Origin of the sequence: Nocardioides marinisabuli (genome assembly GCF_013466785.1) — a bacterium.
Lineage (GTDB): Bacteria > Actinomycetota > Actinomycetes > Propionibacteriales > Nocardioidaceae > Nocardioides > Nocardioides marinisabuli.
Window position 1 is genome coordinate 274,489 of record NZ_CP059163.1, and the last position, 20,935, is coordinate 295,423.

25 protein-coding genes and 1 pseudogene are annotated in these 20,935 nt (G+C 74.1%); 16 read left to right on the forward strand and 10 right to left on the reverse strand.

The features are described from left to right. Positions 1-177: 177 nt before the first annotated feature. The gene (locus H0S66_RS20245) at positions 178-615 is read left to right on the forward strand and encodes a hypothetical protein (protein WP_258017058.1); all 438 of its coding nucleotides are present in this window, start codon (positions 178-180) and stop codon (positions 613-615) included. On the opposite strand, the pseudogene H0S66_RS20910 reads toward H0S66_RS20245, so the two are convergent. The 5 genes and pseudogenes from H0S66_RS20910 to H0S66_RS01320 all read right to left on the reverse strand — a co-directional run. Continuing rightward, positions 501-1,268, reverse strand: a pseudogene (locus H0S66_RS20910) (PhnE/PtxC family ABC transporter permease); the annotation flags it as partial. The gene H0S66_RS20245 and the pseudogene H0S66_RS20910 overlap by 115 nt on opposite strands. Then, on the reverse strand, positions 1,265-2,032 hold the full coding sequence (locus H0S66_RS01305; protein WP_179613770.1) for a phosphonate ABC transporter ATP-binding protein: 768 nt from the start codon (positions 2,030-2,032) through the stop codon (positions 1,265-1,267). The gene H0S66_RS01305 and the pseudogene H0S66_RS20910, both read right to left, overlap by 4 nt. After that, a complete protein-coding gene (locus H0S66_RS01310) occupies positions 2,029-2,955 on the reverse strand; it encodes a putative selenate ABC transporter substrate-binding protein (RefSeq protein ID WP_179613771.1) in 927 nt (308 codons plus the stop codon). The genes H0S66_RS01305 and H0S66_RS01310 overlap by 4 nt, the downstream gene beginning before the upstream one ends. Then, positions 2,952-3,881, reverse strand: a complete 930-nt coding sequence (locus H0S66_RS01315) for an Rv1678 family membrane protein (protein WP_179613772.1) — start codon at positions 3,879-3,881, stop codon at positions 2,952-2,954. Before H0S66_RS01315 ends, H0S66_RS01310 begins: the two co-directional genes overlap by 4 nt. After that, a complete protein-coding gene (locus H0S66_RS01320; RefSeq protein ID WP_179613773.1) occupies positions 3,874-4,992 on the reverse strand; it encodes a radical SAM protein in 1,119 nt (372 codons plus the stop codon). Before H0S66_RS01320 ends, H0S66_RS01315 begins: the two co-directional genes overlap by 8 nt. 114 nt (positions 4,993-5,106) lie before the next feature. Between H0S66_RS01320 and H0S66_RS01325 the strand changes: the two genes are divergently transcribed. The 5 genes from H0S66_RS01325 to H0S66_RS01345 all read left to right on the forward strand — a co-directional run bounded on the left by H0S66_RS01325 (position 5,107) and on the right by H0S66_RS01345 (position 9,133). Continuing rightward, the gene (locus H0S66_RS01325) at positions 5,107-5,769 is read left to right on the forward strand and encodes an SAM-dependent methyltransferase (RefSeq protein WP_179613774.1); all 663 of its coding nucleotides are present in this window, start codon (positions 5,107-5,109) and stop codon (positions 5,767-5,769) included. 108 nt (positions 5,770-5,877) lie between these two features. After that, positions 5,878-6,417: a carboxymuconolactone decarboxylase family protein gene (locus H0S66_RS01330; RefSeq protein WP_179613775.1), complete on the forward strand. Its 540-nt coding sequence runs from the start codon at positions 5,878-5,880 to the stop codon at positions 6,415-6,417. Between the two features lie 37 nt (positions 6,418-6,454). Further along, on the forward strand, positions 6,455-7,042 hold the full coding sequence (locus H0S66_RS01335) for a TlpA family protein disulfide reductase (protein ID WP_179613776.1): 588 nt from the start codon (positions 6,455-6,457) through the stop codon (positions 7,040-7,042). 10 nt (positions 7,043-7,052) lie between these two features. Next, positions 7,053-7,958, forward strand: coding sequence for a cytochrome c biogenesis CcdA family protein (locus tag H0S66_RS01340; protein ID WP_219633603.1), 906 nt, complete (start codon positions 7,053-7,055; stop codon positions 7,956-7,958). Beyond that, complete coding sequence (locus H0S66_RS01345; RefSeq protein ID WP_179613777.1) at positions 7,955-9,133, forward strand: DUF3179 domain-containing protein; 1,179 nt, start codon at positions 7,955-7,957, stop codon at positions 9,131-9,133. The genes H0S66_RS01340 and H0S66_RS01345 overlap by 4 nt, the downstream gene beginning before the upstream one ends. A gap of 55 nt (positions 9,134-9,188) precedes the next feature. Here H0S66_RS01345 and H0S66_RS01350 read toward each other — a convergent pair whose 3' ends face one another. Together H0S66_RS01350 and H0S66_RS01355 are read right to left on the reverse strand one after the other, a co-directional pair. Next, positions 9,189-10,442, reverse strand: a complete 1,254-nt coding sequence (locus tag H0S66_RS01350) for a cation:proton antiporter domain-containing protein (RefSeq protein WP_179613778.1) — start codon at positions 10,440-10,442, stop codon at positions 9,189-9,191. Continuing rightward, complete coding sequence (locus H0S66_RS01355; RefSeq protein ID WP_179613779.1) at positions 10,439-11,152, reverse strand: TVP38/TMEM64 family protein; 714 nt, start codon at positions 11,150-11,152, stop codon at positions 10,439-10,441. The genes H0S66_RS01350 and H0S66_RS01355 overlap by 4 nt, the downstream gene beginning before the upstream one ends. 54 nt (positions 11,153-11,206) lie before the next feature. Here H0S66_RS01355 and H0S66_RS01360 point away from each other — a divergent pair, with 54 nt between their 5' ends. Next, complete coding sequence (locus H0S66_RS01360; RefSeq protein ID WP_179613780.1) at positions 11,207-11,626, forward strand: DUF1801 domain-containing protein; 420 nt, start codon at positions 11,207-11,209, stop codon at positions 11,624-11,626. Positions 11,627-11,699: 73 nt separating this feature from the next. On the opposite strand, the gene H0S66_RS01365 is transcribed toward H0S66_RS01360, so the two are convergent. Genes H0S66_RS01365 through H0S66_RS01375 form a run of 3 tightly spaced genes read right to left on the reverse strand, consistent with a single transcriptional unit; the run spans position 11,700 to position 12,948 of the window. Further along, positions 11,700-12,221, reverse strand: coding sequence for a glycine cleavage system transcriptional repressor (locus H0S66_RS01365; protein WP_179613781.1), 522 nt, complete (start codon positions 12,219-12,221; stop codon positions 11,700-11,702). Between the two features lie 38 nt (positions 12,222-12,259). Then, positions 12,260-12,526, reverse strand: coding sequence for a metal-sensitive transcriptional regulator (locus tag H0S66_RS01370; RefSeq protein WP_179613782.1), 267 nt, complete (start codon positions 12,524-12,526; stop codon positions 12,260-12,262). After that, complete coding sequence (locus tag H0S66_RS01375; protein WP_179613783.1) at positions 12,526-12,948, reverse strand: DUF302 domain-containing protein; 423 nt, start codon at positions 12,946-12,948, stop codon at positions 12,526-12,528. Before H0S66_RS01375 ends, H0S66_RS01370 begins: the two co-directional genes overlap by 1 nt. A gap of 165 nt (positions 12,949-13,113) precedes the next feature. Between H0S66_RS01375 and H0S66_RS01380 the strand changes: the two genes are divergently transcribed. The 9 genes from H0S66_RS01380 to H0S66_RS01420 all read left to right on the forward strand — a co-directional run bounded on the left by H0S66_RS01380 (position 13,114) and on the right by H0S66_RS01420 (position 20,933). Continuing rightward, positions 13,114-13,416, forward strand: a complete 303-nt coding sequence (locus H0S66_RS01380; RefSeq protein ID WP_179613784.1) for a rhodanese-like domain-containing protein — start codon at positions 13,114-13,116, stop codon at positions 13,414-13,416. A gap of 9 nt (positions 13,417-13,425) precedes the next feature. Continuing rightward, positions 13,426-14,814, forward strand: coding sequence for an MBL fold metallo-hydrolase (locus tag H0S66_RS01385; protein WP_179613785.1), 1,389 nt, complete (start codon positions 13,426-13,428; stop codon positions 14,812-14,814). A gap of 2 nt (positions 14,815-14,816) precedes the next feature. Next, positions 14,817-15,650 (forward strand): sulfite exporter TauE/SafE family protein, encoded by an 834-nt coding sequence (locus H0S66_RS01390; protein WP_179613786.1) that lies wholly within the window; start codon positions 14,817-14,819, stop codon positions 15,648-15,650. A gap of 18 nt (positions 15,651-15,668) precedes the next feature. Continuing rightward, positions 15,669-17,840, forward strand: coding sequence for an MMPL family transporter (locus H0S66_RS01395; protein ID WP_179613787.1), 2,172 nt, complete (start codon positions 15,669-15,671; stop codon positions 17,838-17,840). Positions 17,841-17,885: 45 nt separating this feature from the next. Further along, positions 17,886-18,086, forward strand: a complete 201-nt coding sequence (locus H0S66_RS01400; protein ID WP_179613788.1) for a hypothetical protein — start codon at positions 17,886-17,888, stop codon at positions 18,084-18,086. Positions 18,087-18,222: 136 nt separating this feature from the next. Next, positions 18,223-18,588, forward strand: coding sequence for a thioredoxin (trxA, locus tag H0S66_RS01405; protein WP_179613789.1), 366 nt, complete (start codon positions 18,223-18,225; stop codon positions 18,586-18,588). Between the two features lie 119 nt (positions 18,589-18,707). After that, on the forward strand, positions 18,708-19,049 hold the full coding sequence (locus H0S66_RS01410) for an NADH-quinone oxidoreductase subunit A (protein ID WP_218876192.1): 342 nt from the start codon (positions 18,708-18,710) through the stop codon (positions 19,047-19,049). Then, positions 19,040-20,020 carry a hypothetical protein gene (locus H0S66_RS01415; RefSeq protein ID WP_179613790.1) on the forward strand — a complete coding sequence of 327 codons (981 nt, stop codon included), beginning with the start codon at positions 19,040-19,042 and terminating at the stop codon, positions 20,018-20,020. Before H0S66_RS01410 ends, H0S66_RS01415 begins: the two co-directional genes overlap by 10 nt. Then, positions 20,013-20,933: an NADH-quinone oxidoreductase subunit H gene (locus tag H0S66_RS01420; RefSeq protein ID WP_179613791.1), complete on the forward strand. Its 921-nt coding sequence runs from the start codon at positions 20,013-20,015 to the stop codon at positions 20,931-20,933. Before H0S66_RS01415 ends, H0S66_RS01420 begins: the two co-directional genes overlap by 8 nt. Positions 20,934-20,935: the final 2 nt, after the last annotated feature.

The following is a 20,935-nucleotide window of genomic DNA, read 5'->3' on the forward strand; positions in this document are numbered from 1 at the left end:
ACGGTCGGCGGCACCGAGCGCAGCACCAGCAGGAGCAGCCGTGCGACGGCCCACCCGGCCCAGCGCAGCGGCCCGGCGCCGCTGCCGTCCTGGTCGCGACGCGGCCGCGAGGCCAGGGGGCCGATGGCCAGCGTCAGCGCGACCGCGAAGGCCATCGCGAGCACTGCCATCGCGACGGTGTCGAGCACGCCCGCGCTCAGCGTCGCCCAGCCGCCCGGCGGCAGGGCCGGCGGCAGCAGGTCGTCGCCCAGGCGCACCGACAGCTCGCGGGTGCGCTCGGAGAAGAGCCCCGACAGCGACACGTCGGCGTACCACCACGCGACCGCGAGCATCGGCAGCAGCGCCCACCCCGACCAGCCCACCCACCGCGAGCCGGACGCGGGCGCGCCGGTGCGACCGCTCGACCAGTCCGAGCAGCTGGCCACCGCCAGACCGGTGCGCACCCGGGTGCTCCACAGGTCGACCACCGCCGAGAGCAGCAGCACCGCGCCGATGAGGGTCCAGACCTCGTCCCAGTTGCGCGACTGCAGGCTCACCACGAGCTCCTGGCCCAGGCCACCCACGCCGACGACCCCCAGGATCACCGCCGACCGGATCGCGCACTCGAGCCGGTAGAACGAGTAGGACAGCAGCAGCGGCAGCGCCCCGGGCAGCAGCCCGTAGGCCAGCGCCGGCACCGGGCGCGCCCCCGCGACGCGCAGCGCCTCCAGCGGGCCCCGGGTGGTCGAGTCGAGGGTGTCGGCGAAGACCTTCGCGGTCTGGGCACCGAAGGGCACCGCGATGGCGATCACCGCCACCAGCGGGTCCAGGCCCAGCACGCTGACCAGCAGCAGCGCCCACACCAGCTCGTGGATCGAGCGGGCGGCCACGAGCACCCCCCGCAACGGCACGCGCACGACGCCCACCCACCGGCCGGGGCGCTCGCCCCAGGCGACGTCGCTGAGCACCAGCCCGCCCACGGCGCCGAGCACGAGCGCCCCGGCGGTGCCCAGCAGGGCGAAGGCGACGGTCACCAGCAGCGCTCGCCACACAACCGCCAGGAACTGGGCGTCGAGAGCGGGGTCGAGGGCCTTGCCGAGCAGGTCGTCGACCAGGCCCAGCCCTCCGGTGTTGACCAGGTCGACGCCCCCGCCCAGGGTCCGCGCCGAGGCCCACAGCAGCGGCACGACGACCACGGCGAGCGCCACGAGGCGACGTCCCCAGACGGTCCGCCCGGTGGTGCCCCGCCGCGCCGTGGTGCGCGTCGCGGGTCGGTCGAGGGTGGTCATGTCAGGACGTAGAGGTCCTCGAGGTGGTGGTCGGCGAGGTCGGCGGCCGCGACGTCGAAGGCGACGCGGCCCTCGCGCAGGCCGATGGCCCGGGTGCAGTGCTCGCGGGCCAGCGCCGGCTGGTGCAGGCTGACCACGAACGTGGGTGCGTCCGCGCCGGTGGCCCCACCGACCTGGGTCAGCAGCCGCAGGATCTCCGCGGCGCGGGCCGGGTCGAGGCTCGAGACGGGCTCGTCGGCCAGCACCAGCTCGGGACGCTGCAGCAGCAGGCGCGCGATGGCGACGCGCTGCCGCTCGCCGCCGCTGAGCCGCTCGGTGCGCTCGTGGACGGCCCAGCCCAGGCCGACCTGCTCCAGGACCGCGCGGACCTCGGACATCCCGACCGGCCAGACGAGCGAGCGCAGCGCGGTGGGCGTGCTCATCCTGCCCAGGCGACCGGCGTTGACGTTGTGGGCGACCCGCACCTGCTCGACGAGGTCGAGGCGCTGGTGGACGGTGCCGATGCGGGCCCGGAGGCGGCGCAACGGCCGGGGGCCCAGCTGGTCGGGGCGCTGCCCGAGCAGCTCGACGGTGCCCTCGCTGGGCCGCACGGATCCGTTGAGCAGCGAGAGCAGGGTGCTCTTGCCGGCTCCGCTGGAGCCCAGCAGAGCGACCCGCTCGCCGCGGTGGACGTCGAGGTCGATCCCGGCCAGGGCGGCCCGGTCGCCGAACCGGCGCGAGACCCCGGTGAGCCTGACGACCGGCGCCGCCCCGGCCTCGTTCACGCCAGCAGCCCCAGGTCCTTCGCGACCGCCTCGATCTGGTCGTAGTTCTCGTTCTCGGTCGGCACGAAGGAGGTGGCCCCGAAGAGCTCGAGGATGGCCGCGTCGTCGGGGTCGGCGGGGTCGAGGTCGTAGAGCATCTGCGCGATCGCCTCGGTGGTGCCCTCGCCGAAGGTCTCGTCGAGGTCGGGGCGCACCAGCCAGTGGTAGTCGGCGTACCCCGGCGTGCGCCACAGCACCACCACGTCGGAGAGGTCGACCTCGCCGGCCTCGACCGTCGCCTCCCAGACCTGCTCGTTGACCGCGCCCACCTCGTAGCTGCCGCTGGCGACGGCCTCGATGGTCGCGTCGTGCGAGCCGCTGTAGCCCGGCTCGCCCTTGAGGTCGGCGACCTCGAGCCCGGCCTGCTCCATGAAGTACTGCGGCATCAGCCGGCCCGAGGTGGAGGTGTCGGAGCCGAAGGTCAGGCTGTGCCCCTCGAGGGCGGTGAGCCCCTCGGTGTCGTCAAAGGGCTCGATGCCCGAGGCCTTGGTGGCGATGAAGAGGCTGTGGAAGTCGGCGTCGATGTCGCGCTGCGCGATGGCCTGCGCGCCCTCGACGCGGCTGCGGGCCTGCACCCCGGTCAGCCCGCCCATCCAGGCCAGGTGGATGTCGCCGACCTCGAAGGCCCGCACCACGGCGGTGTAGTCGGTGACGGCCTCGTAGGAGACCTCGAGGCCGGTGGCGTCGGCGACGGCGTCGGCGACCAGCCCGTAGAGCCGGTTGAGCTGCTCGGGGTCCTGGTCGGGGATCGCGGAGATGCCCAGCACGGGGGCCGAGCCCTCCGTGCCCGCCGCTCCCGAGGCGTCGTCGGCGTCGTTGCCGCAGGCGGTGAGGAGGAACAGGCCGGCGGTGCCGCCCAGCAGGGCGCGGCGGGTGGGGTTCATCGATGACGTCCTTCGGTGGGGGCGGAGGGAGCGACCCCCGGGCGGGGGCCCGTGGGCAGGCGGTCGGCGAGCGCGACCACGGCCAGGATGATCAGCACGGCGACGCTGGTGGCGTTGCCGCCGAGCCAGGGGTCGGTGAAGCCGATCTGGACCCGCAGCAGCAGGGCGCCGGCCAGCGCGAGGCCGGCGGCGGCCGGAGCGGCCACCCGCACGCCCCGGGCGGCCAGCAGCAGCCCGACACCGACGAGCAGCACGACGAGCCCGCCGAGCAGGTTGTAGACGCCGAGGCTGAGCGAGGGGTCGGTCGAGCGCAGCCCCGGGCCGCGGGAGGCGAGCGGGTCGTCGAGGGAGGCGACCACGCTGTAGAGCCCGACCACGACCGCCAGCACGCCCCAGGGGCGCTGCAGCCCGGCGAGCGGGACCACCCGGGCGCGGACCGCGTCGACGGAGAAGGCGCGCCCCGAGGAGCCGACGACCAGGGCCACGTGGGCGGCGATCATCAACCAGTACGACCAGGGCCACTCCTCGGGCGCGTAGGCCACCGAGAGGGCGATCGCCACCGACTGCGCGATCCCGAGCAGGGCCGCGGCCCGCACGTAGGTGCCCGAGACCAGCAGCACCGCGAGCGCGGTCTCGGCCGCCAGCACCAGCCAGCCGAACGCCGAGATGTTGGGCAGGACCAGGTTCTCGACCAGCCACGAGTACGGCGGCAGCACCGGGTGGTCGACGGCGAAGCCGGTGAACTTGTAGAGCCCGTTGCCGGAGTCGCGGCCGAAGTCGGCCGGCACCTTCCAGGCCACGTTGTAGAGCCACATCAGGCCGACGGTCACCCGCAGGAACGCCAGCCCGACCGCCTGGCGGCGGGGGACCTCGTCGGTGTCGGGGGCCAGCACCCAGCCGACCAGCGCGCGCAGCGTGTCAGGCACAGCGGAACACCTCTCGTCCGGTGGCGGCCGCGGCGTCCTGCACCGCGACGGTGTCGCGCATGACCCCGATGACCTCGCTGACCGGCAGCGGGTGGTCGGCGATGCGCATGTGCGGGTTGGTGACCGCGACCGGGTGCCACCAGGCGCCGTCGACGGTCAGGGTCGGCTCGGGCTCGAGGTTGTCGATCGAGACGTGGATCCCCTGGTCGGCGAATCCCTCGGCGGCCACCGGGCGGATCACCCGGTCCTCCGGGGCGATGTCGAGCTGGTCGAGGCGCCGGTGCAGGGCCTCGACGCCCGCGGGGTCCTCGTCGTACAGCGTGGCGGCGATGCGGACCCGGAAGCCGAGGGAGGCGGCGAGCTCGATGCCGTCGAGGGCCTTGCCCCACGTGCCGGCGCCGCGCTGGCGGTCGTGCAGGTCGGGGGTGGCGCTGTCCAGGCTGACCTGCAGGGCGACCGAGCGGTCGAGGCCCTCGAGGATCTCGCGGCGTCGCCCGCGGCCCAGGATCATCGCGTTCGTCAGCACGGTGCGCTCGAGCCCGGCTGCCGCCTCGACGAGCCCGTCGAGGTCGGGGTGCATGAACGGCTCGCCGCCGGTCAGGAAGACCTCCTTGCCGCCCATCGCGGCGAACTCCTCGAAGGCCGCCCGGGCGGTCTCCACCGGGAAGCGCCGCGCCTCGGCACGCGGGGAGGACTGCGCGCAGCAGTAGTCGCAGGCGAGGTTGCAGTCGAAGTTGGTGTAGACCCACAGCCGCTCGCCGACGGGAGTGCTCTTGCCGGTGGTGAAGACGGTGGCCGGCGCGCCGGACTTCTCCACGACGAACCACCACGGCCCCTGCTCGGACTCGGCGTGCGCGACCTCGACGCTGTGCCCGACCAGGTCGGCCCAGGCCGGCAGGTCGACGGTGACGCTCCGCTCGGCGCTGCGGATGCCGAGGTGCCCGCCGTCGTCGAGGCGGCGCATGTTGCGGGTGATCAGCAGCAGCAGCCCGCTTCCGCAGTCGAGGTCGCCCCCGTCGATCAGGCGTGCCACCGGCCCGGCCGGCGTGGACACGTGGTCCTGGCCCGGCTCCGGGAGCACGGTGGTCAGGACGGCGTCCGAGTGGCTCATCCTGTTCACCCTACGTGCGTGGGGTGACGACGGTCACAGTACAGGCCGCGGCGTCGGTAAAGGTTCGGCCGCGCGCGGGTGCCGGCCCGGCCGGGCGGGCGTACGTTCCTTGCCATGAGCAGCGACAGCGGCACCGAGGAGATGTGGCGGCCCGAGGACGCCGATGCGCGACGTGACTACTGGGAGCACGTGCACGACGGCAAGGACGTCGACGGCGTCTCGTGGTGGCAGTCCGTGCCGGGGCTGTCGCTCGGACTGGTCGACGACACCGGGGTGGACCCCGCCGACCCGGTCATCGACGTGGGCGCCGGCTGGTCGACGCTCGCCGACCACCTGCTGGAGCGCGGCTACACCGACGTCACCGCCATCGACCTCTCGCGCACCGCGCTCGACACCGTGCGCGAGCGGGTGGGCGACCTGGGCCGCCACCTGACCCTCGACGTCGCCGACGTGCTCGACCTCGACACCGGCCGGCAGTACGCCCTGTGGCACGACCGGGCGGTCTTCCACTTCCTGACCGAGCAGGACGAGCGCGACGACTACCGCGCCTCGCTGGCACGCTGCCTGCGGCCCGGCGGCTGGTTCGTGATCGCCACCTTCGGCCCCGACGGGCCGACCACCTGCAGCGGCCTGCCGATCGTGCGCTACACCCACGACGAGCTGGCCGCCGAGTTCCCCGGCTACGAGCTGCACGGCACCGCCGGTGAGGACCACCTGACACCGTGGGGCACCAACCAGCAGTTCACCGCGGTGCTGCTGCGCGCTCCGGGAGCCTGAGCCGCACCGCGCGGTGCGGCGCGGCGCGGCGTCCGGGGAATGTCTGGACCACCACGCAGGTTGGCCCAGGGTCCGAGGAACGATCCCCGCACACCCCAGGAGGCCTCCGTGCCCCGCATCCCCGTCCACACCGTCGACTCCGCCCCCGCCGCCAGCACCGACGCGCTGAAGCAGCTGGAGTCGAAGTTCGGCAAGGTCCTCAACATCCACGGCGGGATGGCGCACTCCCCCGCCGTGCTGCTCTCGTACGCCGCCCTCGGCGACGTCATCGCCGAGCACGCGACCCTCGACGGGAAGACCCGGGAGGCCATCGCCCTGGCCGTCGGCGCCGAGGACGAGTGCACCTACTGCCAGTCCGCGCACACCGGCGGGGGCAAGGCGGCCGGCTTCAGCGACGAGGAGATGGTCAACATCCGTCGCGGCAAGGCCGACGACGCCGAGCTCGACGCGCTGCTGCGCCTGGCCCGCGACTACACCGCGCAGGTCGGCCACACCAGCGACGCGGCCTGGCAGGACGCCATCGACGCCGGCTGGAGCGACGAGCAGCTCACCGAGCTGTCGGTGCACGTCACGCTCAACCTGTTCACGAACTACTTCAACCACCACGTGCACACCGAGCTCGACGTGCCCGAGGCCCCGGCGCTCTGACGCCTCCCCGTGTGGTGGTCCGGCCTACGCTGGGACGATGACCACCACCGCGCGACGACGGGCGGCCCGCCTCTGGGCGGGCCCCCTGCTCGCGCTCTCCCTCGTCGGCTGCGGCACCACCTCCGCCGACGACGTGGCGGCGACGACCGGCACGAGCCCTGCCGAGGCTGAGTCGCAGCCGCAGGAGCCCCAGGAGTCGCAGCAGCAGGACCTGCCGGCGCTGTACGACGTCTCCTCGCGCACCGTCGGCGGTGCCGACTGGTCGGGCGCCGAGATGGCGGGGCGCCCGGCGGTGCTGTGGTTCTGGGCGCCGTGGTGCCCCACCTGCCGGGCCCAGGTCTCGGGCGTCAACGCGCTCGCGCAGACCCACGGCGACGACGTCGCGCTGGTCGGGGTGGGCGCGCAGGACGACGCCGACGCCATCGCCGGGTTCGCCGCCGACGTCGACCCCGGGGTCACCTCCCTCTCCGACGTCGACGGCAGCGTGTGGCGCCACTTCGGCGTCACCGCCCAGAGCACCTACGTCGTGCTCGACGCCGACGGCGAGGTGCGCGGCGAGGGCTACCTCGACGAGGCCGAGCTGGGCGAGCTGGTCGACGAGCTCGTCGCCGAGCAGGCCGGCTGAGGCGAGGGCCGTGTCCGAGGGCCTGCTCGCCGTCGCCCTCGGGGCCGGGATGCTGGCGGCCGTCAACCCCTGCGGCTTCGCCCTGCTGCCGGCGTACGTCTCGCTGCTCGTCGCGGGCGACGACTCCCCCGACCGTGGCCGGGCGGTGCTGCGTGCGCTCGGGCTGACCGGTGCGATGACCCTCGGCTTCTCGGGGGTCTTCCTGGCCTTCGGGCTGGCGGTGGCACCGGTGGTCGGGCAGGTGCAGCGGCACCTGCCGTGGGTGACCGTGGTGCTGGGGCTGACCCTCCTGCTGCTCGGCGGCTGGCTGCTGGCCGGTCGCTCGCTGCGGCTGCCGTCACTGCGGTTCTCGCGCCGCCCGCGCGGGCCGGCGCCGCTGCGCCGCTCGTTCTGGTCGATGGCCGGCTTCGGAGCCGGCTACGCCGTGGCCTCGCTGTCGTGCACCGTCGCGCCGTTCCTGGCCGTCGTGGTCGCCGGCTTCCGCACCGACTCGGTCCTCGAGGGCGTCGCGCTCTTCGCGGCGTACGCCGCCGGCATGGGCGCGGTGGTCGGCACCCTGGCCGTGGCCACCGCCCTGGCCTCGCCGACCACCGTGCAGCGGCTGCGCCGCTCGGGGGCGTGGGCGCCGCGGGTGGCCGGGCTGGTGCTCCTCCTGGCCGGCGCGTACGTCGCCTACTACGGCTGGTGGGAGCTGCGGGTCCTCGGCGCCGACGCCGGGAGCGTCGCCGACGCGGCCGACGACCCGGTCATCGCGGCCGCCGCGGCGGTGCAGCAGGCGCTCGTCGACGTCGCGACCGCGGTCGGGCCCGGCGGGTGGGCGCTGCTGCTCGGCGCGCTCGTCGTGGCCGGGCTCCTCGTCTCGCGCGCCCGGTCGCGGGCCGCTCGTCCGTCCCGCCCGCAGGAGGCGCGCCGATGACGCCCCGGGCGGCCGGCGTACCGGCGCTGGTCCTGACCGGGGCCCTGCTGCTGTCCGCCTGCGGCTCCGACCCCGAGCCCTCGACGCCGGCCGCCGGGGCCGACCCGAGCGCCTCCGCGGGCGCGGTCGGCGGCTCCGCGCTCGACGACCTTCGCGACCCGGCGTTCCCCGAGCCGCTGCTCCCCCTCGAGGACCTGCTCTCCGGCGGTCCCCCGCCCGACGGCATCCCCGCGATCGACGACCCGCAGCACGAGCAGGTCGCCGACGTCGACTGGCTCGAGGACGACGAGCCCGTGCTCAGCCTCACCGTCGGCGAGGAGACCCGCGCCTACCCGCTGCGGGTGCTGACCTGGCACGAGATCGCCAACGACGTCGTCGACGGCGTCCCGGTCGCAGTCACCTACTGCCCGCTGTGCAACTCCGGCGTCGCCTTCGAGCGCACCGTCGAGGGCGAGGAGACGACGTTCGGGGTCTCCGGGCTGCTCTACGCCGACAACCTGGTGATGTTCGACCGGGCCACCGAGTCGTTGTGGCCGCAGCTGACCGGGGTGGCGGCGGTCGGGGTGCGCACCGGCACCGCGCTGCGCAGCATCCCGATGGGCACCGTCGGGTGGTCGCAGTTCCGCGAGGAGCACCCCGGCGCGCTGGTGCTGAGCCGCGACACGGGCCACGACCGCGACTACGGCCGCAACCCCTACGTCGGCTACGACGACCCGGGCTCCGACCCGCTCTTCGAGCTGCCCGGCGAGCCCGACGACCGGCTGCCCCCGAAGTTCCGCGTGGTCGGGGTCGGCACCGGTGCGGACGCGGTGGCCGTGGAGCGCGGCCGGCTCGCGACCGCCGGCGTCGTCCGCGTCGACGTGGGCGACCGCCCGGTCACCCTGTGGCACCTGCCCGGCCAGCGCTCGGCCCTCGGCGCCGCCGCGATCGACGAGGGCGCCGAGATCGGCACCGTCGCCGCCTTCGTCGCCCGTCTCGACGGGCAGGAGGTGGCCTTCGAGCGCGACGCCGCGGGCCGGGTCGTCGACGTCGTCACCGGCTCGACGTGGAACGCCTTCGGCCGCGCCACCGACGGCCCCCTCGCGGGGCGCCGGCTGCGCCCCGTGGTGCACCTCGACACCTTCTGGTTCTCCTGGGTGGCCTTCCAGCCCGAGACCGCCCTCGTCCAGCCCTGACCCGGCGCACATCTCTCGCCCACCCGGCGCATATGTCGCCCCGACCCGGCGCGTCTCAGCGACCCAGCCGGCGCCTCGTCGGCATCTCGGCGGCGTCACCGTGCTCGGCGCGGTCGCGACCCAGCCGGTCCAGCCGGCGCGCCAGCCGCCCCGACCAGGTCGAGGCGCTGAGCCCGTGCAGCACCACGCTCAGCAGCACCGTCAGGCACGCGACCTCGAAGACCTCCTGCCCCACCGGGCCGTCGACCTCCTCGACCACCAGCAGCGCGAAGAGGATCGAGGCGAGGCCGCGCGGGCCGAACCAGCCGAGGAACAGCCGGGTCTCGACCAGGGTCCGCGACCCCAGGAGGGCGACCAGCACGGGCAGCACCCGCACTACGGTCAGCGAGCACACGGCGTACGCCGCGGTGCGCCAGGTGACCTCGTCGAGCACCGGCCCCACCAGCACCGCACCGAAGACCAGGAACGTGGTGACGGTCAGCAGCTCGCCCTCGTCCTCGGAGAAGTCCTGCACGTGCTCGCAGTGCGCGCGCGCCACGTGCCCGAAGGCCAGCCCGGCCACGAAGGCGGCGATGAAGCCGTTGCCGCCCAGCTGCACAGCCCCGGCGTACGCCGCTGCCACCACGGCCAGTGCCGCGAGCTGGCGGTAGACACCCTCGACGGCACCGGCTCGGGCCCGCCGGTCGAGCAGCCACCCGCCGGCCAGCCCGGCGACCACGCCCACGCCGACGCCGAACCCGACCTGGCTCAGCGCCAGGCTCCACCACCCGTCGGTCGCACGGGCGCCCTCCTCGGCCACGACGACCGCCAGCAGCACCGTCACCACGGGCAGGGCGATGCCGTCGTTGAGCCCGCTCTCGACGTTGATCGCCTGGCGGATGCGCACCGGCAGGCGGGGGTCGCTGACCACGGCCTGACCCAGCGCGGCATCGGTGGGCGCCAGCACGGCGGCGAGCAGCGCGGCCTCGAGCAGCCCCAGCCCCGGCAGCAGCAGGGCTCCCACGGCGGTGCCGGCCAGGATCGTCAACGGCAGACCCACACCGAGCAGGCGCACCGGCAGCCCCAGGTGGCGCCGCAGCGCGCGCAGGTCGATGCGGATGGCGTCGGTGAAGAGCACCAGCGTGAGGGTGACCTCGACGAGGAGCGTGACGACCTCGCCGTCGAGCTCGAGGTCGACGAGGCCGGCGGCGCCGGCGAGCAGCCCGACTCCCGTGAAGACCATCGGCGCGGTGATCGGCGACAGGCTCAGCCGCGACGACACCATCGCGTAGGCCAGCAGGGTCAGGGCCAGGACCAGCAGCTCGGTCACGAGCCGACCTGGGAGCGCTCGATGGGGCCGTCGGTGGGGCCGCGCCGCAGCATCCGTCGGCCGACGAGCGTCGCGACGACGGCCAGCGCGACGAAGACGGCGAGCCCGACCGAGAGGCGCCCAGGGCTGGTGCCGAACGCACCGAGCGCTGCGTAGGCGACGGTGCCGGGCACCATGCCGACCGCGGTGCCCAGCAGGTAGGCCGCCAGGCCGACCGGCACCAGGCCCGCGGCGTAGTTGATCGCGGTGTAGGGCAGCACCGGCACCAGCCGCACCGCCACCACCGCGACCAGCCCGTGCTCTCTCATCAGCGCGTCGACCCGGTCGAGGCGACCCCCGATGATCCGGTCGACGGCTGCACGTCCCAGCAACCGGCTGAGCCCGAACGCGACCAGCGCGGCCAGCATCGCGGCGGCCCATGCCAGCACCGCGCCGACGGCGAAGCCGAAGAGCACTGCACCCAGGGCCGTCATCAAGCCCTTGGGCGTGGGCAGCAGCGCGAGCGCGGCGTACCCCACCACGAAGACGAACGGACCCCAGGCGCCGGCGTCCTCCACCCGCTCGCGCAGCGCGTCGACCTCGGGCACCCGCCCGGTCACCCAGGCCACCAGGAGCAGGAGGACCAGCACCGCCAGCAGCCCCAGGCGTACGACGCTGCCGCGCCCGAGGCTGCGCGTGGCGGGCTGCGTGTCGTCGCCGGTCGGGTGCACCCCGCCACGCTAGCCCCCTGGGCCCGGCCCGGTCCGACCTGGGAGCATCGGGTCGTGGCCGACCGAGACACGCGCAAGACCCAGCCCACCGACGGCGACGTGGCGGCGTACCTCGCTGCCGTCGAGCACCCCCGGCGCCGCGAGGACGCCCTGGCCGCGCTGGCGCTGATGCGCGAGGTCAGCGGCGTGGAGCCGCGGATGTGGGGCGCCTCGATGGTCGGCTTCGGGCGTCAGGACTACACGACCGCCGACGGCAGGCAGCACCAGTGGTTCGCGATCGGGCTCGCTCCGCGCAAGGCGGCGCTGACGCTCTACGGGCTGACCTACTACGACAGCAACCGCGACCTGCTCGACCGGCTCGGCCCGCACACCACGGGCAAGGGCTGCCTCTACGTCAAGCGCCTCGAGGAGCTCGACCAGGACGTGCTGCGCGAGCTCGTCGAGCGCTCCTGGCAGGCCAACCACACCGGCTGAGAGAGATCTGCGCCGGGTCGACGCGAGATCCGGGCCGGGTCAGCGTGAGATCTGCGCCGGGTGGGCGCGAGATTCAGGCCGGGTCGGCGTCGAGCTCGAGGTCCACCATCAGCTCGTCGGCCAGGCGCTCGAGGTCGGCGCGCACGCCCGCGTCGGCGCCGCTGGGCATGGTCAGGCGGGCCCGGGCCTCGAAGAGCATCCCGCCGCCCATCGGGGCGGCCACCACGTCGGTGAGCAGCTCCTCGATGCCGACGCCGCGCACGGCCAGCGCCGAGGAGATCTCCGCGACGATGCCGGGGCGGTCCTGGCCGACCAGGTGCAGCCGGAAGGTGGCGGCGGGCACGACCTCGCCGGCGGTGCCGGCGTCCTCCACGCGCACCGCGAGGCCCTCGGCCGCCAGGGCGGCGAGGGCCTCCTCGAGGCCGGCGCGCTGGGCGTCGGGCACCTCGACGAGGGCGATGCCGGCGAACTTGCCGGCCAGCCGGGTCAGCTGGCTGCGCTGCCACGACCCGCCACGGGCCTCCACGAGGGCGGAGACGGCCGAGACCAGCCCGGGGCGGTCGTCGCCGACGACGGTCAGCAGCAGGGAGGCCATGGCCGCAGGCTACCGCCCGCGGGGGCTCCCCTCCCCGCTCAGGCGAGCGCGAGGAAGAGCTTCTCCATCTTCTTGACGTCGACGCCGTCGAGGTCGTCGTCGCTGGCGGTCAGGCACTGCTGCAGGCCGGTGGCCACGATGGCGTAGCCGGCGCGCGAGAGCGCCTTGTTGACGGCGGCGAGCTGGGTGAGCACGGACTCGCAGTCCGAGCCCTCCTCCATCATCCGGATCACGCTGGCCAGGTGGCCGTTGGCGCGCTTCATCCGGGTGATGATCGCCTTGATCTCGGTGGGCTCGAGGTCCATCAGGTCGTTCCTTCCAGGGAGGCGAGGGCGGCGGAGAGCCGCTCGCGGGCATCGGTGGCGACGCTGCGGATCGCGTCACCGGCAGGGCCGCCGGCGTCCCCGAGCCCGACCGTCATCATGACGTCGGGGTCAAAGGCCTCCACGACGGTGGTGGAGTCGTCGAGGGCGCGCACGACGACGTTGCAGGGCAGCAGCGCCGCGATCGAGGGCTCGACCTCGAGCGCCTGGTGCGCCAGCTGCGGGCGGCAGGCACCCAGGATCACCTGGGGCGCGACGTCGACGTCGAGCTTCTTCTTGAGGGTCTCGCGCAGGTCGATCTCGGTGAGGATCCCGAACCCGGCCTCGGCCAGCTGTTCGCGCACCGCCGCGACGGTCTCGTCGTACGGGCGGTCCAGGGTCGTGCTCATGGTGTAGCTGCTCATGGGCTTCCTCTCGGCTCTGGCCACCCGGGTGGGGGTGGCGCGGTGCGTTCGTCGTTGACTATACATCCCCCCAGGGGGTTGTGCTAGGTTTCGGACATAACCCCCCGAGGGGATACTTCCCTCGACACCGGCACTGACACCGACACCGCCCCAGGAGGAGCCGACATGCGCGAGATCGACATCGACCAGGCCGCCACCGAGCTCGAGAAGGGCGCGACGTTCATCGACGTCCGCGAGCCCGCCGAGTACGCCGAGGGCCACCTGCCCGGCGCGGTGAACATCCCGATGGGCCAGCTGCCCGGCCGCACCGACGAGCTCGACAAGGACGAGACCGTCCACGTCGTCTGCGCCTCGGGCAACCGCAGCGGCGCCATGACCGACTTCCTGACCGGCAGCGGCTTCGACGCCGTGAACGTGGCGGGCGGCACCTCCGCCTGGATCCGCGCCGGCCGACCGACCGAGAAGTGAGGAGCCCCAATGAGCGAGCACACCACTGACAGGAACGACCTGATCGTGCGGGTCATCGAGACCCCCACCCTGGGCGACCGCAGCTATGTCGTCCACGACGGCGAGGTCGCGATCGTCATCGACCCGCAGCGCGACATCGACCGGGTCCTGGAGATCCTCGAGGCCGACGGCGTGCGCCTGACCCACGTCTTCGAGACCCACATCCACAACGACTACGTCACCGGCGGCCTCGCCCTGGCGCGCGAGACCGGCGCGGCGTACCTGGTCAACGGCGAGGACGACGTGTCCTTCGACCGCACGCCCGTCGCCGACGACGAGGTCGTCGAGGTGGGCGAGCGGATCGCGGTGCGCGCCATCGCGACCCCCGGCCACACCTTCAACCACCTGTCGTACGCCGTCACCGACGGCGGCGAGCCGTTCGCGGTCTTCACCGGCGGCTCGCTGCTCTTCGGCGCGACCGGCCGACCCGACCTGATGGGCGAGGAGCACACCGACGCCCTGGTGCGCCACCAGCACGCCTCGGCGCACCGCCTGGCCGAGGAGCTGCCCGACGAGGCCGAGGTCTACCCGACCCACGGCTTCGGATCGTTCTGCTCCGCGACCCAGACCGACGCGACCTCGTCGACGATCGGGCAGGAGAAGACGCAGAACCCCGTCCTGACCCAGGACGAGGAGACCTACGTCCGCGAGCTCCTCGACGGGCTGGGCGCCTACCCGGCGTACTACGCCCAGATGGGCCCGCGCAACGAGGCAGGCCCCGACGCCCCCGACCTGAGCACCCCCGAGCGTGCCGACGCGGCCGAGCTGCGCCGGCGCATCGAGGCCGGCGAGTGGGTCGTCGACCTGCGCAACCGCACCGCGTTCGCGGCCGGGCACGCCCCGGGCACCGTGAACTTCGGGCTCGACGGCGGCTTCGCGACGTACCTGGGCTGGCTCATCGAGTGGGGCACCCCGGTGACCCTGCTCGGCGAGAGCGCCGAGGACGTGGCCGAGGCCCAGCGCGAGCTGGTCCGCATCGGCATCGACCGCCCGGCGGCGCACGCCACCGGCGGCCCGAAGGACTGGACCGACGGTGACCTCGGCAGCTTCGAGACCGGCACCTTCGCCGACCTGGCCCAGGTGCGGCACCACCGCCCGGTGGTCGTGCTCGACGTCCGTCGCGTGGACGAGCACGAGAAGGCCGCCATCGACGGCGCCGTGAACATCCCGATCCACGAGATCCCGCGACGCGTCGACGAGGTGCCCGAGGGCGAGGTCTGGGTGCACTGTGCCGGGGGCTACCGCGCCTCGGTCGCCGCGTCCTTCCTCGCCGCCGCCGGCCGGACCCTGGTCTCGATCGACGACACCTTCGACAACGCCGAGAAGGTCGGGCTGCACCTGGTCGGCCCCGAGGCCTGAGCGTGACCCCTCTCCTGGTGGTGCTCGCCGTCGCGGCGGGCGCCCTCGTCGGCCTGTCCCTGGGCGCGCTCGGCGGCGGCGGGTCGATCCTGGCCGTGCCGGTGCTGGTCTACCTGCTGGACCAGTCCCCGGCGCAGGCCACGACCGGCTCCCTCGTGGTGGTCGGCGTGACCTCGCTGGCCGGAGCGGTCTCCGCCCACCGCCAGGGCAACGTGCTGCTGGGGCGCGGCGTCACCTTCGGCGTCGTCGCGATCGGCGGCGCCGCGGCCGGCGCCAAGGCCTCGGCCTCGGTCAGCGAGGACGTCCTGCTCGCCTCGTTCGCCGCGCTGATGCTGCTCGTCGGCGGCCTGATGGCCTGGCGCCGGCTGGGCCACGGCGACCCGACCAGGCCCGACCGGGGCGAGCGCCCCGGGCTCGACGACCCGATCATCACCTTCAGCCCGACCTTCGGCTGCAACTGCCCCCGGGCGCTCAAGGTGCTGGTGACCGCGACCGCGGTCGGCCTGCTCACCGGGTTCCTCGGCGTCGGCGGCGGGTTCCTCGTGGTGCCCGCGCTGCTGCTGGCGCTCGCGCTGCCGATGACGTACGCCGTGGGCACGTCGCTGGTGGTCATCACCATCACCTCGGCCTCGGCGCTGGTCGTGCGGGCCGGCTCCGGCGTCAGCCCCGACTGGGGGCTGGTCCTGGTCCTCACGCTGGCCTCCTCGGTCGCGGCCGTGCTGGGCGCCCGCCTGGCCGACCGGATCGACACCGACAAGCTCCAGGGAGCGTTCACGCTCCTCGTCCTGGGCGTCGCGGTCTACACCGCCGCCCGCGCCTTCCCGGCGCTCCTCTGACCCACGGAACGGAAACCCATGAGCACCACCACCACCCCGAGCCACCGGGCCGGGACGCCCCCCGACGAGACCGCGCCGCCCGCGGCCGGCCCCCTGGGCCGCCTCGGCCTGTGGGTCACCAGCCACGGCAAGCTCGTGGCGATCGTGTGGGCCCTGCTGATCGTCGGCCTGGGCGTCTTCGCGCCCTCGGTCGAGAAGAACCTCTCCGGGGCCGGCTGGCAGGCCGACAGCTCCGAGTCCGTGGCCGCGCGCGAGCTCGCCCAGGACAGCTTCGGCGGCAACGCCTCCTCGGCGATCCAGGTCGTCGTGCACTCCGACGACGGCCCGGTCACCGAGGGTGAGGGCGAGGCCGTCCTGGCCGAGGTGACCGCGATCCTCGAGGACGAGCCGCGCATCGCCGACGTGCTCGCCCCGCAGCCGGGCGCCACCCTGTCGGAGGACGGCTCCACCGCGATCGTGCTGGCCGGCGCCGGCGCCGACACCAACGAGATGGTGCGCGTCGCGACCGACATCAAGGAGGAGCTGCAGGAGCTGTCGACCGACAGCGTCCAGGTCAACCCGACCGGCTCCTCGCTGCTGTGGTCCGACTTCAACGAGGCCAACCTCGAGGCCATGCTGCAGTCCGAGCTGATGTCGTGGCCGGTGACGATGGCCATCCTGGTGCTCGCCTTCGGCGCGCTGGTGGCCGCCGGTCTCCCGCTCATCCTGACCCTCTCCGGCCTGGTCGCCTCGGCGGGCTCGCTGGTGCTCATCAACGAGCTGGTGCCGGTCTCCATCTGGGCGATGAACTTCGCGATGATGTTCGCGCTGGCGCTGGGCATCGACTACGCGCTGTTCCTGGTCGTGCGCTACCGCGCCGCCCGGGCCGCGCGGCCCCACGACAAGCCCTGGGCGATCGCGCAGATGATGGACACCGCCGGCAAGGCCGTGCTGCTCTCGGGCCTGACCGTGCTGGTCTCCCTCTCCGCGGTGATGATCGTGCCCTCGCCGTCCTTCCGGTCCATGGCCGGCGGCATCATGCTCTCGGTCGTCTTCATCCTGGCCGCCACGCTGACCCTGCTGCCACTGGTGCTGCACAAGCTCGACGACAAGATCAACAAGGGCGCCCTGCCCTGGGCGAAGTCCGGTGAGCACCGCTCGCCGCGCTTCGAGGCCTGGGGCGAGCGCCTGTGGAAGCGTCCCCTGGTCTGGGGTCTCGCCTCGCTGGTGGTCCTGCTCGCGCTGGCCGCGCCGGTGCTGGGCCTGAAGACCGCGATGCCCTCGATCAAGGTCCTGCCCGAGGAGTCCTCGGCCCGCGTCGGCTACGACCTGGTCCAGGAGTCCTTTGGCGAGGGCGCCCCCGGCACGCTGCAGGTCGTCGCCGACAAGGCCGACGCCGAGGCGACCACCGAGGCGCTGAACGCCGACTCCGGCATCGCCGGTGCCATGCCGCCGATGCCGGCCAGCGACGACAGCGACCTGGTGCTCATCCAGGCCGTCCCGACCGTCGACCCGTCCGACCCCGAGCTCGGCGAGACCGTCGACCGGCTGCGGGCCGACCTGCCCGAGTCCGCCCTCGTCGGCGGCGCCGCGGTCGAGAACCTCGACCTCAAGGCCCAGCTCGACGAGTCCACCCCCCTGGTCATCGGCATCGTGATGGTGCTCGGCTTCCTGTTGCTGCTCTTCGCCCTGCAGGCGCCGCTCATCTCCCTGCTCGGCACCCTGGCCAGCCTGCTCTCGACGGCCGCCGCCTTCGGCGTGGCCCGGCTGATCTTCCAGGAGGGCTACGGCTCCGACCTGCTCGGCTTCGAGCCCCAGGGCTTCCTCGATGCCTGGGCGCCGGTGTTCTTCTTCGCGATGATCTTCGCGATCGCGATGGACTACACGGTCTTCCTCCTGGCCTCGGCCAAGGAGCACTACGAGCGCACCGGCGACCCCAAGGACGCCATGGTCGGGTCGCTGGCCCACTCGGGCCGGGTGATCTTCGCCGCCGGCGCGGTGATGGTGGCGGTGTTCTTCACCTTCGCCCTCTCCGGGCCGATCCCGCCCAAGGAGATGGGTGTCGTCCTGGGCATCGCGGTGCTGCTCGACGCCTTCCTGGTGCGCCTGGTGCTGCTGCCGGTGATGCTGCGCCTGACCGGCAGGGCCGCCTGGTACACCCCGGCCTGGCTGCGCAAGGTGCTGCCCAACATCACCTTCGCCCACGACTGATCCCGTTCCCCACCCCGCGGCTGACGCCGCAGAGAGGAGGGCACCATGTGCCGTCCCACCACCTGCAAGACCTGCAAGAAGACCACCTGGGCCGGCTGCGGCAACCACGTCGCCCAGGTCAAGGCGAGCGTCCCGGCCGGGCAGTGGTGCCCGGGCCACTCCAAGGCCGAGCTCCAGCAGGCGCAGGCCGATGCCAAGGCCTCCGGCTCCCAGGGCGGTTGGTTCAGCCGCCTCCTGGGTCGCTGACCCGCCCCTGGTCCCGCGAGCCGGCCGGTTCGAACGAGCCGGCTCGCGGGGACCGGGAACAACGCGGAGGCGTCACCTGTTGGGACCAGTAACCCCCCTAGGGGTTGCACGCTTCCGACCGAACAGGAGACCACCCATGGCCACCACCGACCTGACCGCCGAGACCTTCGAGACCACCGTCGCCGAGAACGAGATCGTGCTGGTCGACTTCTGGGCCTCGTGGTGCGGCCCGTGCCGCCAGTTCGCCCCGGTCTTCGAGAAGGCCTCGGAGGAGAACTCCGACATCGTCTTCGCCAAGGTCGACACCGAGGCCGAGCAGAGCCTGGCCGCGGCCGCCAACATCACCTCGATCCCCACGCTGATGGCGTTCAAGGACGGCAACCTCGTCTTCGCCCAGCCCGGCGCCCTGCCGGCACCCGCGCTCGGCGAGCTCATCGGCGCGGTGCGCGCCCTCGACGTCGAGAAGGCCAAGGCCGAGGCCGCCGCCCAGTCCGGCTCCTGAGCCGCAGCACCACCACCACCCACCCGCCCGGAGGACCTGCTGGTCCCCCGGGCGGGTGAGTGCGTTCCTGGTTAGGGTCGTCCCCACCGTCGTACGGATGAGCGGACGAAGGAGGCCGGGTGCTGCACCTGCTGGCGATCGGGACCCTCGTGGGCCTGGGTCTCCTCACCCTGGCCGTCCTCCACCGTGCCCTCGCCGTCGACAGCGCACCGCTGCTGGTGCTCCCGCACGCCTCGGGACGGGTGCCGCAGCAGCACGCGCTCTCGCGCTACCACCCGCGCTGGTACGCCGCCAGCGTCGTCTTCCTCGCCTTCGACGTCGAGATGCTCTTCATGTACCCCTGGGCCGTGGTCGTCGAGGACCTCGGCCCCGGCGCGGTCATCGAGATGTTCGGGTTCCTGGCCGTCCTGCTGGCCGCCGTCGCCTGGGCGCGCCGCGAGGGGGCGTTCCGATGGGCCTGAGGGACCTCGTCGTGCGCGTCGCGACCCGCCGCCCCCGGGTCCTGGTCGTGGAGATGCCCGGCGGTGCGCCGACGCGGATGGCGGTCGAGCGCGAGCTCGACCGACGCGGCTGGCCGGTCGGCACCGCCCCGGGGAGCGCCGACGTGCTGCTCCTGGCCGGGGAGGTCCCCGAGCCGCTGGCCGAGGCGGTGGAGCTGCTCTGGGACCAGCTGCCGGGCCCTCGGGCCCGCGCCTGCCCGAGCGGGCCCGGCGACGTCGCGCACGAGCTCGACGCCGCCCAGGCGTCCCTGCGGGACGACCTCCAGCAGCGGGCCGACGCCCGCGAGCGCGACCGCGAGCCCGCGAGCTCGTGGGTCGAGGACGACGTGGACCACGGCGACCACGGCGACCACGGCGACATGGAGATGGCGCCGGGCGGGATCCCGCTCGCCGAGGGCGACGACGACCGCGACGGCCTCGAGATGGACGTCCTGGTCCACCCGCTCGGACCCCTGCTCGACCACTGGCCCGGCGGCCTCGAGCTGCGCACCCGGCTGCACGGCGACGTCGTGGCGCAGGCGGAGGTCCACCGCCCGGCAGCGGAGGCGGCGGAGGCCGCGGACGACGGACCGGTCGCCGTGGCGACCTGGGACGCCGTGGCCACCGTGCTGGCGCTGGTCGGCGACGAGGTCTGGGCACGGCGAGCGCGTGCGCTGCGCGACCAGCACCTCGGGCTGGATGGCGCCGGCGACCAGCACGCCGTGCGTGCGCACCTGGCCCGGCTGGCCCGCACCCACGTGCTCCCCCACTCCGTGGCCGACGTGCTCGGGCGGCTGCTCGACGAGCGGCTCGACCCCGCGGCGCACCGGCTCTCCGACGCCGCGCTGTCGTCGCTGCTCGAGGGGCACGACCTCGGTGACGTCCGGCTCCTGGTCGCCGCGCACGCCCCCCTGCTCCCGCTCGGCCGAGCCGAGGAGGTCGGCCATGACTGAGCTCCTCATCGCCCTGGCCGGCTCCTCCGGCGTCCTGCTGGCCACCCTGCTGCTGGCCTGGACGGCCAGCGCGTCGTACGTCGTCGCCACCGGTCGCGCCGGCGGTGACGCGCTGCTGCACGCCCCGCGCGAGTCGGCGCGGCTGCTGCGCCAGCGCCGCCGCACCACGCTCTCGGCCGACCGCCTGCTGTGGCGCGGCGCCGGCTGGTCGCTGCTGCTGGTGGCGGCACTGCTGGTCGCGCTCGTGCCGTGGGACGGCTCGGCCCTGCTGCCGGGCTCGCTCGGCGTGGTCTGGGCCAACACCCTCGACATCGTCGTCTGGGCGCTGGTGTGGCTGCTGGGCTGGGGCGCCAACTCCGTGGTCGGTCTCGTCGGCGGCTACCGCTTCCTCGCCCTGGCGCTCGCCTACGAGCTGCCGCTGATGTTCGCGCTGGTCGCGCCCGCGCTGGCCGCCGGCAGCCTCGACCTCGCCGTGGTCGCCGGCGCGCAAGGCACCCTCTGGTACGCCGTGTGGATGCCGGTGGCCTTCGCGGCCTACCTCCTGGGGGTGCTCGGCTTCGCCGTCCTCGGCCCGCCCTCGGCCCCGGCCGGGCGCGAGACCGGCTCCGGCGTGCTCACCGAGCTGTCCGGCCCCGACCTGCTGGTGGTCAACGCCGGGCGCTACGCGCTGCTGGGCGCCGGCGCGGCCGTGGCGGTCCCGCTCTTCCTCGGCGGCGGCGCGGGGCCCTGGCTGCCCGGCGCGGTCTGGGTGCTGGTCAAGGCGCTGCTGCTGACGGCCGCCCTGGCCTGGGTGGCCGGCCGGCTCCCGGTGCTGCGGGTGCACCGGCTGATGGAGCCGCTGTGGACCGTGTGGCTGCCGCTGGTGGTCGTGCAGGACCTGGTCGTGGCCGTCGTCGTGGTGATGGGGAGGTGAGC

Coding starts and splice junctions, on each gene's coding strand:
- H0S66_RS01310 (WP_179613771.1), bottom strand. CDS start 2,955: ATGAACCCCACCCGCCGCGCCCTGCTGGGCGGCACCGCCGGCCTGTTC.
- H0S66_RS01320 (WP_179613773.1), bottom strand. CDS start 4,992: ATGAGCCACTCGGACGCCGTCCTGACCACCGTGCTCCCGGAGCCGGGC.
- H0S66_RS01325 (WP_179613774.1), top strand. CDS start 5,107: ATGAGCAGCGACAGCGGCACCGAGGAGATGTGGCGGCCCGAGGACGCC.
- H0S66_RS01335 (WP_179613776.1), top strand. CDS start 6,455: ATGACCACCACCGCGCGACGACGGGCGGCCCGCCTCTGGGCGGGCCCC.
- H0S66_RS01345 (WP_179613777.1), top strand. CDS start 7,955: ATGACGCCCCGGGCGGCCGGCGTACCGGCGCTGGTCCTGACCGGGGCC.
- H0S66_RS01365 (WP_179613781.1), bottom strand. CDS start 12,221: ATGGCCTCCCTGCTGCTGACCGTCGTCGGCGACGACCGCCCCGGGCTG.
- H0S66_RS01370 (WP_179613782.1), bottom strand. CDS start 12,526: ATGGACCTCGAGCCCACCGAGATCAAGGCGATCATCACCCGGATGAAG.
- H0S66_RS01375 (WP_179613783.1), bottom strand. CDS start 12,948: ATGAGCAGCTACACCATGAGCACGACCCTGGACCGCCCGTACGACGAG.
- H0S66_RS01380 (WP_179613784.1), top strand. CDS start 13,114: ATGCGCGAGATCGACATCGACCAGGCCGCCACCGAGCTCGAGAAGGGC.
- H0S66_RS01385 (WP_179613785.1), top strand. CDS start 13,426: ATGAGCGAGCACACCACTGACAGGAACGACCTGATCGTGCGGGTCATC.
- H0S66_RS01395 (WP_179613787.1), top strand. CDS start 15,669: ATGAGCACCACCACCACCCCGAGCCACCGGGCCGGGACGCCCCCCGAC.
- H0S66_RS01400 (WP_179613788.1), top strand. CDS start 17,886: ATGTGCCGTCCCACCACCTGCAAGACCTGCAAGAAGACCACCTGGGCC.
- trxA (WP_179613789.1), top strand. CDS start 18,223: ATGGCCACCACCGACCTGACCGCCGAGACCTTCGAGACCACCGTCGCC.
- H0S66_RS01415 (WP_179613790.1), top strand. CDS start 19,040: ATGGGCCTGAGGGACCTCGTCGTGCGCGTCGCGACCCGCCGCCCCCGG.
- H0S66_RS01420 (WP_179613791.1), top strand. CDS start 20,013: ATGACTGAGCTCCTCATCGCCCTGGCCGGCTCCTCCGGCGTCCTGCTG.